12 protein-coding genes are annotated in these 13,356 nt (G+C 34.4%); 4 read left to right on the plus strand and 8 right to left on the minus strand.

Annotated features, from left to right (window positions below):
• Positions 1-142 precede the first annotated feature (142 nt).
• The 3 genes from LC095_RS14170 to LC095_RS14180 form a co-directional block, all read right to left on the minus strand.
• Positions 143-1,111: a DMT family transporter gene (locus tag LC095_RS14170; RefSeq protein ID WP_226528763.1), complete on the minus strand. Its 969-nt coding sequence runs from the start codon at positions 1,109-1,111 to the stop codon at positions 143-145.
• Positions 1,112-1,227: 116 nt separating this feature from the next.
• Positions 1,228-2,247 carry a zinc-binding alcohol dehydrogenase family protein gene (locus tag LC095_RS14175; protein WP_226528764.1) on the minus strand — a complete coding sequence of 340 codons (1,020 nt, stop codon included), beginning with the start codon at positions 2,245-2,247 and terminating at the stop codon, positions 1,228-1,230.
• Positions 2,248-2,496: 249 nt separating this feature from the next.
• Positions 2,497-2,850, minus strand: coding sequence for a winged helix-turn-helix transcriptional regulator (locus LC095_RS14180; protein ID WP_226528765.1), 354 nt, complete (start codon positions 2,848-2,850; stop codon positions 2,497-2,499).
• A gap of 446 nt (positions 2,851-3,296) precedes the next feature.
• Between LC095_RS14180 and LC095_RS14185 the strand changes: the two genes are divergently transcribed.
• The gene (locus tag LC095_RS14185) at positions 3,297-5,186 is read left to right on the plus strand and encodes a hypothetical protein (RefSeq protein WP_226528766.1); all 1,890 of its coding nucleotides are present in this window, start codon (positions 3,297-3,299) and stop codon (positions 5,184-5,186) included.
• 57 nt (positions 5,187-5,243) lie between these two features.
• On the opposite strand, the gene LC095_RS14190 is transcribed toward LC095_RS14185, so the two are convergent.
• On the minus strand, positions 5,244-5,777 hold the full coding sequence (locus LC095_RS14190; RefSeq protein ID WP_226528767.1) for a type 1 glutamine amidotransferase domain-containing protein: 534 nt from the start codon (positions 5,775-5,777) through the stop codon (positions 5,244-5,246).
• 283 nt (positions 5,778-6,060) lie between these two features.
• On the opposite strand from LC095_RS14190, the gene LC095_RS14195 reads away from it, so the two are divergent.
• The 3 genes from LC095_RS14195 to LC095_RS14205 all read left to right on the plus strand — a co-directional run bounded on the left by LC095_RS14195 (position 6,061) and on the right by LC095_RS14205 (position 9,508).
• Complete coding sequence (locus LC095_RS14195) at positions 6,061-6,423, plus strand: winged helix-turn-helix transcriptional regulator (RefSeq protein ID WP_226528768.1); 363 nt, start codon at positions 6,061-6,063, stop codon at positions 6,421-6,423.
• Positions 6,424-6,910: 487 nt separating this feature from the next.
• Positions 6,911-7,054, plus strand: coding sequence for a substrate-binding domain-containing protein (locus LC095_RS27265; RefSeq protein WP_226528884.1), 144 nt, complete (start codon positions 6,911-6,913; stop codon positions 7,052-7,054).
• Positions 7,055-8,413: 1,359 nt separating this feature from the next.
• Complete coding sequence (locus LC095_RS14205; protein WP_226528769.1) at positions 8,414-9,508, plus strand: GerAB/ArcD/ProY family transporter; 1,095 nt, start codon at positions 8,414-8,416, stop codon at positions 9,506-9,508.
• A 531-nt stretch (positions 9,509-10,039) separates the two neighbouring features.
• Here LC095_RS14205 and LC095_RS14210 read toward each other — a convergent pair.
• From LC095_RS14210 to LC095_RS14225, 4 genes are read right to left on the minus strand one after another with little or no spacing between them, the layout of a single operon-like run.
• A complete protein-coding gene (locus LC095_RS14210; protein WP_226528770.1) occupies positions 10,040-10,873 on the minus strand; it encodes a sugar phosphate isomerase/epimerase family protein in 834 nt (277 codons plus the stop codon).
• The gene (locus tag LC095_RS14215) at positions 10,870-11,847 is read right to left on the minus strand and encodes a DUF6005 family protein (RefSeq protein ID WP_226528771.1); all 978 of its coding nucleotides are present in this window, start codon (positions 11,845-11,847) and stop codon (positions 10,870-10,872) included. Before LC095_RS14215 ends, LC095_RS14210 begins: the two co-directional genes overlap by 4 nt.
• Positions 11,844-12,116, minus strand: a complete 273-nt coding sequence (gene asbD, locus LC095_RS14220; RefSeq protein WP_226528772.1) for a petrobactin biosynthesis protein AsbD — start codon at positions 12,114-12,116, stop codon at positions 11,844-11,846. Before asbD ends, LC095_RS14215 begins: the two co-directional genes overlap by 4 nt.
• On the minus strand, positions 12,113-13,345 hold the full coding sequence (locus LC095_RS14225) for an AMP-binding protein (protein WP_226528773.1): 1,233 nt from the start codon (positions 13,343-13,345) through the stop codon (positions 12,113-12,115). Before LC095_RS14225 ends, asbD begins: the two co-directional genes overlap by 4 nt.
• Between the last annotated feature and the right edge of the window lie 11 nt (positions 13,346-13,356).

The raw sequence follows: 13,356 nt of genomic DNA on the forward strand, positions 1-13,356 counted from the left end.
GTGAATATTCTACAATATGCATTTTAAATAATCTTATCTTTTTTCATGGTATATCTATTTTCCAATAAGTTATTTTTTCACCTTTATATAACTCTGGTAGCATACTAAAATAGGATGTTGATAAGTGAAGTCCTTTAATTACCTATGCTTTTTTTACAACTATAGGCTCATTCAAATTAGTCTTATTATCTTGTAACATTTTCCTTTGATATAAGTTATTCATGATTAGTGAACTAATTATAATTAGTGTTCCGACAATCTCTATAGAAGATATTTGATACCCTTGTATAACCGAAATAGTAATAGTAGTTATGGGTACTAGATTAATAAAAAGGATACCATTTGTTGGTGTAAGAGCTTTATTACCAGCATTCCAACAAAACACTGCTAAAACACCTGCAAAAAGGATCATATAACCTAATTCAAGCCCTACATTTTTAACAAGTGTAAGTGTGGGCAATTCTAATATTCCAAATAAGCTAAAGGCAAGCACAATAAGATTAATAGAGATTGCACCGAGAACACAACTCCAAGTTGTATACCTTAACGGTGACCAACCACTAAACTTATTAGCCCCCAACGTGTAAAACACCCAACAAATCACACCAATTAACATCCATAGCATGGGTACGACATTATTCCCTGCAGAAAGAAAAGCTTCTGGATCTCCTTTTGTAACAACCAGTAAAGTTCCAATGAGTGAGAAAAAAATTGAAAGCAAAACTATTGAGTTTGGCCTTTTTTTCTTAGCGGTCGATATGATGATTAAACTAATCAACGGCATTAAACCCAGCACAATAGACGCTAATAAGGCACCTGTATCTCCCGCCATTTTTTGACCTGAAAACATTAAAAAATTAAAACCCACAAATCCTATCGTACCGTAGAACCATAAAAGAAGAAGATTCCCTTCAACCTTTAGACTTTTCTTACCCTCAAATAATAGGAGAAGTAATAAAAATATAAGAGTAGCAGCTGTATAACGTATAGCTGTAAATGAAAATGGATCTATTTGTTTTAATGCACTCCGCATAATAGGAAACTGTCCTCCCCATGATAGAACAGTTAGTAAACATAAGATTGTACCTTTAATTAATTGGTTCTTGTTCAACTTCTTCTTCTCTCCATTCCAGAATAATCCTTAAAAGCCACTTCTATGTTAGAGATGATAGAAGTGGCTTTTATTAATGAAATAATAGATACCTTTATACTAACGTCTTTAAAAGATTAAAAACTCTCTAAAACAACTTTACCTATCATTTGACCAGTTTCCACCATTTCATGGGCTTTACGAAGGTTATCGGCATTAATTGGAGAAATTGTTTCTTTTAATGTAGTACGGAACTGACCTTCTTCAATTAACTGGCTTAATGAGGTTAATAATTCATGCTGTTTAACCATATCAGTAGTTTGATACATTGCTCTTGTAAACATGAACTCCCAAACAAATGTAGCACTTTTACTTTTTAAAACGTTTAAATCTAGTGGTTTACTGTTTTCAACAATTGAACAAATTTTACCTTGAGGAATAATGACGTCACCCATACTTTCCCAGTGCTGGTCTGTATTATTTAAGCAGAAGATATAGTCAACTTCACTATAACCAAACTTTTCTAATTGGGGTCGGAAAGATTGATGATGATTAATCACTAAATCTGACCCAAGTTCTTTAACCCATTTTGTGCTTTCTTCTCTAGAAGCTGTTGAGATAACTGTTAGTCCAGCCAATTTAGCCAACTGAATAGCAGCAGACCCAACTCCACCAGCTCCACCAATAATTAAAATAGTCTTGTTCGTATTCTCTTGTTTGTTATGCAAATCAATACCTAATCGATCAAATAGACCTTCCCATGCGGTAATGGCAGTTAAAGGTAAAGCAGCTGCTTCTGCATCACTTAATGTTTCTGGTTTTTTTCCAACAATTCTTTCGTCTACTAACTGATATTCACTATAACTTCCTGGTCTAGTGATACTACCTGCATAATAAACCTTATCTCCCGGTTTAAAGATTGAGCAATCCGGGCCCACCTCTTCAACTACACCACAAGCATCCCAACCAAGAATTTTTAGAGCTTCTTCCTCCTTTTCTTTAGGTGAACGAACCTTTACATCAACTGGGTTAATGGAAATTGCCTTGATTTTTACAAGTAAGTCACGCTGAGTAGGTACTGGTCTATCAATGTTTTCCTCAATAAGACTCTCCTTATGTTCAATTGGTAAGTATTTGTATAAACCTATAGCTTTCATTGTAATTGCCTCCTATAAAAGTATTTTCAGCTACAATTATAGTAATTCAGGTGGTGAAACGTAAGTAGGCACAATTATGTGAGATAGTTACATTAATGTTAGTTATGGAGTAAACCTTTTTAGTAAGCGGTTACTAAAACTTTTAAGGAAAGAAAGTAACGAAAGAGTGGGTAGATTAGAAGAAGGTGTAAAAGGAGGTTTATTTTTTTGATTATAATTATTAACTCATTTAGTTCGTAGGATGATTCTTTATTCTTTAGTTATCTCGTAATCCCACTTTTCTCCCCACTTTCGCATTTCTTCAAAGATATAAAGCAAATCGATACCTTTTTTTGTTAACTGGTAATCTGCATGAGTTGGAACAACAGGATATATTGTTTTTTTAATGATATTTTGCTTTTCTAGCTTCTTTAAACAAGAGGTTAGTGTTTTCGGACTTATACCCTCTAAACATCTCAGTAATTCGCAAAATCTTTTACAATCACCATTTAATGACAAAATTATTTTATAGTTCCATTTGCCCCCAATAACCTCTAGAGCACTATTGATAGGACAATTAGTTGATTTTGTCATTTGCACTACATTTTGGTTATGAATATTCATATATATCCCTGCTTTCTTAAAGGTAACAGCACTCCCTCTGATAAGTTAAAATACTTAATACGAAGTAGTTCAATTATCACGAAAATCTACTTTCCTAGAGGTAACTATGTATAACGAATGTAATTAGAATAATAGAATGTAACTACTTTTCAAACAAATTTCACAACAATATAATTGGTTTGTATTTCCTAACAAGGAAAAACATACCATAAAATTCGAGTTTAGGAAACTGAATAGAAAGGAGGGATATTAAAATCTTAATGGTTTCGAAAAGGATAAATGAGGTGTGTCGTTATCTCGCAATGTTTGGCCGCATAAGAGATAACGACACAAGAAAACGTTTTCTAACGTTTATTTGTTATCATTTTATTACTTTTGAAACCCTTTAGCAATCATTTTGCATTTCAAAAACAGCAACTTTTAAAAAAATCAGGAGGGTTTTAAAAATGAAAACAGGTTATTTAAACATTAACAAGGGATTTTTTAAGAGAGCATTACTCACTGAGTTAATAGATTCTATTGAGGAATTAAGAATCAAAGCAATTAAAGCGATTGATCCAAAAGATGATGAATTTATCAAAAATACGCCTTACGCTATTGAGGAATATTACAATACTAAAGAATTATATGAAAAGGTACAAAGAGAGCTGGAGTTACTTGTGAAAGAGTTCCCTAATTTAGAGGAATTTCAAATGCTACTCCTTCCAGAAATTAATAAACTAATGAATGTAAATATTCATACAACTGAATTATTAGATAGTTTTTATAAGATTTTTTCAATTCTTCATATTCACTTACAGACGTTTGAAAACTGTGATGAAAATACAAGTGAAGTATATGTAAATAATGAATCATTACATATACTTATCAACTTAATTGGTGAGAATAAAGCTAATACAAGGGAATTATCAATTTCTGAATATTTAAATTTAATTAGTACTCTTATCTCTACTTTACGCAAACAGGAACGTAAACCAACATTTGAAGAACGTCTAGGTATTCGTATTGCCTATGAGTTATTAGCAAAAGGGAATCGCTTTGATAGTACCATTATTCCATGGGGAAATTCTGGTTTCCGTGATGTTCAAACATATGCATCGATTACAGATCCAGGAATTGGTCACTTATATGGTACCTTAGACAAAAACAGCAACTTAAAAGGTGTGATTGTCCACATTGAACATCTTGAGAGAGGCGGAGACCAAAATCGTGAAGAAATGGAACCGTATCGTATCCCTAACTTCAACATTATTGGAAAAGTGAAATTAAATGTTGGTAAAGATGCACCATCTTCTTCATATGTAGGTAGACCTGTATTTGAAAGCAAATTCAAACCTTCTGCTTTAAAAACCGTTCATACCCTTGCTGCAGCATGCTCAGCTATTTTTATGGATGGCTTAACAGAGTGTAAATTAGCAATCGAACGAATGACAGCTTCCGAAGCTATCACATTCTTAAAATACATGTCTGGTAATATCAGAAGAGACAAGTATACACAAGCCCTTTCAGCTGCATTTAATATCAATACCCCTATTCTAGATGATCGGGATGAAACCTTGGTAGAGAATAATGGTAAACCTAAACTAATAACCAGTCGCTTCGAAATTGGAATGCTAGGAATAGAGATTGTTAAAGCGGGTGGATTTGATAAAGTTACTTGGGATGGAACTGCTAATACTTACCCGAGCAAATGTGTAATCGAACAATTAACGTTTAGTGAGGCTCTAACATTGGTTCATAAAGCTCATGAAGAAGGATTAATCACTTATTTTTCCGCTGGATTTAGATTTAATCATTTACCACAAGTAATTTACACAGGGGTTGATGGCATTGGTTTAGGAGGAGCACAAATTCTTCGTTATATGGACAAAGATACAGGTTATCACGGTCCATTTAAAGAAGAAAACATCTCTAAAATTATAGATATACGTGAAGAAGCAATAAAAGATGTAAGAGGAAAGGCCGCTATTTTATTAAGTAGATTAGATCGTATGTATTTTGAAAAGAGTATTACACCTGAAGATAATGAAAAACGCGATGTCCTTTACAAACAATTACGTGATGAAAATGTAGATGAATTAGCTACTACTATCGACGAATTAGCTCATATTGATTCTTTACCTAATGATGAATCTCACCCATTAATTGGCTGGGCAGGTCGTATAATCTCGGCTGGTACATCATCTATCGCAGCACAATCTATCGGTAGATGGGAAGAGTTTATTGTATCGTTACGCGAAGCTATGGTCAATCAAGACTATGAAAGGCTAGCTGAACAATTACTGTCTATTCAAGAGGCTTTGAAAGAATCTCACCGAGAACTTGTAACAGTATAAATGAATAGTTAATCCTTAATGATAATGGGCTGCTTACTTACGTAAACAGCCCTTTTTTCAAGAATATTGTAGTTTATTTTTTTTGTTTAATACGCTGATAATTGCCACTGTAAAGTGTTTTAGATCATCTGGAGTTCTACTTGTTACTAGCGAATGATTCCAAACAACAACAGGTTCGTCATAAACAATAGCACCTGCGTTACGCAAATCCATATGAATTGATTTGTATCCAGTCATTTGCTTGCCTTGTAATATGTCGGCATTAATTAATAGCTGAGGGCCATGGCAAATAGCGAAGATCGGTTTATTTGTAAAGTCGAATTTCTTAACAAATGACACAAAGCGGTCGTCAGCTCTCAAAATGTCCGGTGAAAATCCTCCAGGTATGAAAAGAGCATCAAAATCCAGAGGGTCTACTTCCCCAATCCCTAACTGAGTCTCTACAGTCCCCCCATATACACCTTGTAATTTAATGTTTGCTTCTTTACCAATTAAAGTTATCTCATATCCCGCTTCCTCAATTGCATTTGCAGGAACTTGTAATTCTTCATGGTGATACATATCCCCTACTAAGACAGCTACTTTTCTCATTTTTTCTCATTCTCCTTACTGTAATTTTTTATGATACAAACAAATTTTAAATACTTTAGGAGGGAGGAAAAAGTACGCACAATCATGTAGGATAGTATCATTTTTTATACTTATGAACACCCTTTATTAATCCATAAGACTTAAATTTATAGGATATTTTTACTGTATTTACCTCATTTTAGAAAATTATTCCTTAAACATGGTAAGATTAGTATGCATTAAAACAGTATTATTTATCTAAAAGTTATAGAGAAAAAACAATTGTTTTAGGAGTGACTGAGAAATGAGAAATAGAAAAAGTGGATATGGTTGTCCTGAGGGATGTCCGGTAGAAGCAACTCTGGATGTTATTGGTGGAAAGTGGAAAGGAGTTATTTTATTCCACCTTATTGATGAAAAGAAACGATTTAACAAACTTAGAACATTAATGCCAGGTATTACTCAACGCATGCTTTCTTTACAATTAAGGGAGTTGGAAAATGATGGCATTATACATAGAGAAGTGTACCCTGAAATTCCTCCTAAAGTAGAATATTCTTTAACTGACTTTGGGAGAACGTTAGAACCAATTATTCTCTTAATGAAAGACTGGGGGGAGAATTATAAAAAACTTATGATCAAGGAAAAAAAGGAGAATATTAACTAGAACAAACAATTGTATATTTCCCCAATAATTAAGAAGGTTTCCTTTATGGAACCCTTTCTTTAGAGATGATAAGTACCTCTCATTTCCTTAAATTATATAAACATCCAATCCTTTCCTCCTTGATCTCCATTGGGTATGGACTTAACTTTTATATCCTATATAAAGTCATCTATATACTTTTTATAACTTTTACACCAAGTTACTTCCATCAATATTCATCCATCCTTCTTTAACATAACCTTTGATCCTCCAGATCTCTAACTATATGGCCAGCTCTTCTAATACAACATAAGAACTTTTTAACGTTTCAGTCGATTGTAAGCTAAATTCGTTGGCTTAACCCGCATATATTATATTTGGTTAGGGACTATTTGTCATCACGAGCTATATTCATGGATAACCGTAAAGTAGCTGTTTATACTTCTTTTGTTTTCACAATTTTTTACTCAGCTTCGATAAAAACTAACGATTAGAAATAGAAGGCATTATCGCTGGAAGTGATTTCGTTGCAGCCGGATTAATAAGATCTGCTGTTAGAAATAACATTCAAATACCTCAACATTTTTCAATAGTTGGTTTTGATAATCATCCAATATCATTAGTTACGAATCCACAAATTTCCTCCATCTGAAATCGTATTCAAGATATGTCTAATGACTTAGTAAATCACATAGTAAATAAGATTAATGGTGTAAAACAAACTCCTATCAAAAAGGTATATAACGGGGAGTTTATTAAAAGAAATTCTAGTTAGTATTTAATACTATACACTCAGGAGATCAACTTATACCGCTATTATTAGTAACGAATTCGGTTCAGAAGGAGATACAATGGATTCTCAAACTCAATTAACAGCTTAATTAAAAGCGTGATGTAGGTAACCATTACGCTTTTTACAATTCGGACCATTCTATAGTTGAAAACGAAATGTTAACTAAAATCAAAAAAACTTCTTCATTATAAATCAAACACCTAAAACGATAAAAGTACATCGCTAATACCTAACTTGATTGCCATAATGGTAGGAGGTTGAGCTTTAAATACTCCTATTACAATTGTAAGCCTTTCACTTGGGATACGTCCGTGATAAGCCCAAAAACTGCTATAAGTAAGGTGAAAATAAACTTGTTTACTTTTGACGGCGTGAAGCCGCATTCTGTCGTTGAAAAATTGCGTAGTTGTTTTTAAAATGTTCTTTACTTTTCAAACTTACCAAAGGTTTTACACTTAGGCTTTGTGGTGAAAAAGTCTTTTACCGTTATTCCACAAAAGTGCCCGATCGATTGTGGAATAGCGGATTCTTTTAGCAGGAATATGAATGGTGACGCTTAGCACAGCTTACCATTTGTTAATATAATTGCTTTTCCGCCCAATTGGTATAAATTTCATACAATCACCACCCAAACAAGGGTTAATTCCAAATTAATGTTAATGCTAGTATTGTTTATGGACACATCTTAGTTAAGTTTTCTAATAATTGATCATAATAAAAATGAAAGATTGTGTCCTTTATGGGAAATCATAATGCAAGCAAAAAATTTAATGAAGACGTAAAAAAATTGGTGGTCTTTACCGTTCTGGTAGTTCAGTAAACAATTTATACAGTAAATATTGCGTTTCTGATGTAACCATTTACAAATGGATTAATCAATTTCCCCCAATAGAATTGGAAGATGGAACTTCCGTTACTCCAGACGATTTTGCCATTCTACAAAAACTGATTCGTCGCTTTCAGGAAGAAAATAAGATCTTAAAAAAGGCTATAGCCATATTCGTGAGAAAATAAGTCTTACTGAGCTAACTACTGTTATAGATGATTATAGGATCAATATGCTGTTAAGACCTTATGTAACGTTCTAGGGATTTCCAGAAATACGTATTATCAGCCTTTGCAAGATATTGAATCTAATCGTGAACGTGAAAATAAGAGATAACCCATTTTAAAATATTTTCAAATTTAGCATTTGAAGGGGGGGGGGCATAATTATTTATGGAATCCGAAAAAATAAACTCTTTCCAATTATTTTGTTTAATCATACTTTTTGAATTAGGTACAGCCATGATGGTTCCTTTGGGATTAGATGCAAAACAAGATGCCTGGATAGCCATAATAATTGGCATGGTTGGGGGTATATTTATTTTCTGTATGTATTCTTACCTTTACAATCATTTTCCTCATTTACTGTTAACCGGTTACGTTAGGATTATTTTCGGAAAGTATATTGGGACAGTTGTAGGAATATTATACATTCTTTTTTTTATATATGGAGCTGCGAGGGATTTAAGAGATGGTGTAGAATTGTTAGTTCTTTCTTATAATGTAACTCCTATTTCAGTTATTAGCATTATACTGATGATGGTTATTAGTTATGCTTTATATAAAGGGATCGAAGTGTTATCACGATCAGGAGAGATTTTTTTCATTTTCATTCTGTTTACAGGAATTTTGGGAATCATATTTCTGCTGTTATCTAATGTAGTGAATATTGATAAGGTATTACCTGTATTGGAAAATGGTTGGAAACCCATATTTACTGCAGTTTATGAGCAAACAGTGATGTTTCCTTTTGGAGAAATGATCTGTTTTACTATGATTCTTCCCTATTTAAATAACCCTAAGTTAGGGTTCAAAACTGGAACAACCGCTATATTTTTGAGTGGAGTTATTATATCTTTTGTAGTCTTTCTTGAAATATCTGTGCTTGGAGTAACGATGGTAAAACAATCAGTTTTTCCTTATTTATCAATGGTGCAGCATATTTATGTAGGGGATTTTATACAACGGTTAGACGCTTTTGGAGTAACTAGTTTAATTATTAATGATTTCTTTAAGGTAACCATTTTTTCTTATGTTGCGCTAATTGGTACTGTAGATTTGTTTAGGATACAAAAAAACAAACTTGTGATTCCACTCGGAGTCATCATTTTTCTAACTTCATTGTTAATAGCTCAAGATGTTAGCATGCATTTTGAACAAGGGAGATTTGCTTTAAAATATATATTTCCTCTATTTGCAGTGGTAATCCCATTCTTGTTGATGACTGTAGAGATGATTCGCAAAAGTTTTGGTACTGGAAAAAAGTAGGGGCTGTCTTATAAGTCCCTAAAATAGAAAAGAAGCTGGAAAACTGTATATGAAATACAAATCTAGTACACATAATTGCAATTTTAAGAAGTTAGAAAAACGCCAAACCCATGTATCCAAGGGTTTGGCGTGTAGTCGTTTTTTATGGTTATGCATAATTTTATACATCGTTGATTTATCAATGTTTTTGCTTCGAAGGGAGCTTGGAAACTGCATGAAAAAGTGGTGTTTTATGCAAAACTCTTATTCGATTAAATGGCCTGTTTGCTGAATAGAGGATACAAATTACTCATATATATAGTGAAAGATACAAAGAATCCAGTTCGTAATAGTCAACTTAAATTATGTATTTGCAAGTATCCAGTTCTCCCCCCAAAACTTATTAATGATACCTTTCGGTCTTTTTATGAATATATATAATAAGAAAAAACGTCTTAATTCCCAGTTCTAACTAGCAATTAAGACGTTTTTATCTGCTCCGGTAATGATGTTAATGACGGTAATCCATTTTCCCAAAGGTAAATTATTTCCCTATTTTGGTTTCACCAGCAAACCCTCAAGTAATTCTCGCACCTCACTCCCATCCTCCTTTAACACATCCTTCACATTCCCTCCAAACCATTCTAAAGAAGCGTTGATGTCCATTGTTTCAATAGCTTCGCTTAAAAACTCTTGGTAATCTACTTTCCCATGAAATAGCGGCACCATTCCTTCTCTTGTTCCTGCAGCAGCGTAGACATTGTCAGGTGCAAATACTGATAGCTTTTCACGTGACGAGATGTTTTTTAGATGAAAATGAGAGATATATGGAAGAAGCTCTTTCATTGCTTTAATTGGATGTATTCCTGACTCCCACACATGCAGGACATCAAAGTTAATCCGAAGTGCCGGATGATGAACCTCTTGTAATAGATTTAATGTAGAATCAAGTTGATCTGCCAGTGTATTGGGATGAGTTTCTACTAGAAGATATTGTCCTTTTGCGTGTAATTCTTCACAAATAAGACGAACCTTTTGTACAAACTCTTTTCGCTCTTGACGGCTTGTTTGTTCACTTCCCTTTCGTCCGACAAATGTTCGAATTTTGTTTGTGCCCCAATGTTTCGCGATGTTTGAAAGATCGTTTGTCTCTTTGATCATTGTGTCAATATCGGCATCTAAAGGAAGGTAATCACTTATCATACTTGTTTCTAACCCATAGGCGTTGAGCCATGCTTCTCCATAATGGGTATCGTCCCGCAAATTTTTGGCATGTACTCCCCAAAGCTCGATTCCGTCAAACTGATGTGACTTCGCCCAATGAGCAATTTGATCAATTGAATACAGATGGTGTCGAAAAGAGATCGTACAAATTGAAAGCTTCATCGCACTGGTTCACCTACTTTTTGAGAAAGGTTTTGCATTTGCAACCATTTGTTGAAACAAATCTGCAAACCTTTCTTTATTTTAAACTCCAGTTCATTTTGTTCTTGCAGTTTTTCTTCTATCAAATCAAGAATAAAAGGCTCTTTCGTTACTTCATACTTCATTGCGCGGTATTGAATCGTGGTAAAGCCTTTAACAAGATGTTCGATTTCTGTACACCACTGTTCAAATCCTTCTTCCTCTAGATCGAGTGCTTCCCAGAAATAGGCAAAAGCATGTTCATAGGCATATTTTCTAATTGCTAAAACAGGCAGCTGTTTTAAAGCTTGCGCAAGCTTGATTTGGTGAGGATTTCCTGTCGCAACATCACGTATGATCTCACCAATTGCCTCTGTTATCGGATTTACATCATGTTTGATGCATGTATGAAAATAGGCTTGGATTGTTTCTTTCGTTGGCGGTTGAATATGTGACGCGTGAAAATAATAACCACCTTCAACACTCGGTTCATTAATGGCTTGAAGAATTTTTTCTTTTGGGAGGATGCCTTCCCATCGAAAGTCAGGGTCATACATGAACCACTCATCTTCTCTCTCTGTCTTTTCAAGCATGACATAATGAGGAAACGGTCTTTGATGAAATTTATTCTCCCGTTCCGGCAGCATCGATAAATCAAGCATCACCATGACATATGTGTGGTTGTTTTTTTGTTCTATCAACCTTTGGAGTTCTTTTATATTTGCAGATTTAGACTTCTTTTCGTCATACCATTTAAACAGCTTCACTCCATAAAGCAGTTCATACCATGTCTGAAAGAACTCATGGTCAATTTGATCGGAATGATAGGTTAACCTTCCGTTTACCACATCAAAATCTGCATCCCACACACCAAAATAATAGGGTCTATGATCGACTCCTTTCGTTTTCTTGATCACTTCACAAACACAGCTAACAAAGCAATGAACCTTTATCATTTTATTCCTCCATGTGCTTCACATTGTTGACGTTTAATAAACTCAATTACTGTATGAACGGTTTGAAAATCCTTTGGAACGAGCATTTCATCTGGAACTTTAATGCCGAAGTCCAATTCGATATACAAAATGAGCTCAAGAATCATGACCGAATCCATATATAGATCTTCATTTAAACGTGCTTCCTCATGAAATGACGTCATTGTAGGAAGCTCCAGGTTATCTTTTAAAATGTGATAAATCATCTCCATCATTTCTTCTCTCTTCATATATGTAACTCCGCTAATTGATTTCTGCTAATCTTTCCGTTTTGCAGCTTCCCAATCTCCTCTACCTGTTTAAATTCCAATGGTATTTGATGTGGAGCAAGAAATCGGCTGCACCAATCTCTTAATTCAGACTCTTCAATTCTTTCATTTGAAACATATTGCGCACATACCCGCTCACCTGAGAGTTTGTTTTTCATTTTGTAAACAACAGCCTCGCTGATTCTCGGTTCCTCAAGTAGTATATTTTCAACTTCATGTGGATACACATTTAAGCCAGCAACATTGATGGTGTCATCGATTCTAGATAGAAAAACGAGAATTCCTTCTTTTAGATAGCCCAAATCACGTGTATAAATGGACTTATCATAGGTATGAATGACAACTTCTCCAGGGTTGTATTCTTCACCAGCTTCTATTCTCACATGTGGCAGCGGGTTCCCCATTTCAGCCGGATGTATTAAGTCAGAATGAATGGCAACACATCCCGCTTCAGAACAACCATACTGCTGAAAAACCTTCTGTGATACAGCTTTTATGGAATTCAGCCAATTGGACGGCATAACTGTACCGGAAGTCATCACACAATCCATTTGTTCACCATTCTTCATTAAACGACTTAATGTATGAAGCAAAGGAGGTGCAGCATAAAGAATATGTTTTTTGTGTTGCTGCAGTTTTTTGATCACATATTTTGGATTCAAATTTGTGATCACGATAGGCTCTACTCCTCTTTTTAAACAAGCCAACACACCGCTAATTAGTCCATATGAATGGGTAATCGGACATGCCACAATCGAAGATGTTCCTTGTTCAACAGGTAATGAGGCAACATAGCTATTTATCTCTTCCTCAATTGAACGCCACGTACGTTCAATTATTTTTGGAGATCCTGTTGTTCCTGAGCTCATTTGAATAAGCCCCCCAGCTGCTTCATACCTAACACTTGATAGATCAATAACCGAATCAAGGGTTTGGAAGAATAATAGATCTCTACCGGCTTTCTCTGCTAGACGAATGGCCCCGTCCTTTGGGGTGGATGGATGAATAGGAAACACAGATGCCCCTTTTTCCCGAATATACAAGAGAAGCGACAGCCACTGAAAAGCATCTGTCAGACAAACTGCTAAAAGGTGATTCTTACAATCTCTTATATATGGTATTTGATCAAATAAACGGAACTGCTCTTGTACATCTTTTATCGTGTAATGTTGGTCATTCACATAGAACATGAATTATTCCT

The sequence above is a fragment of the Metabacillus niabensis genome, assembly GCF_020524345.1.
Lineage (GTDB): Bacteria > Bacillota > Bacilli > Bacillales > Bacillaceae > Metabacillus > Metabacillus niabensis_B.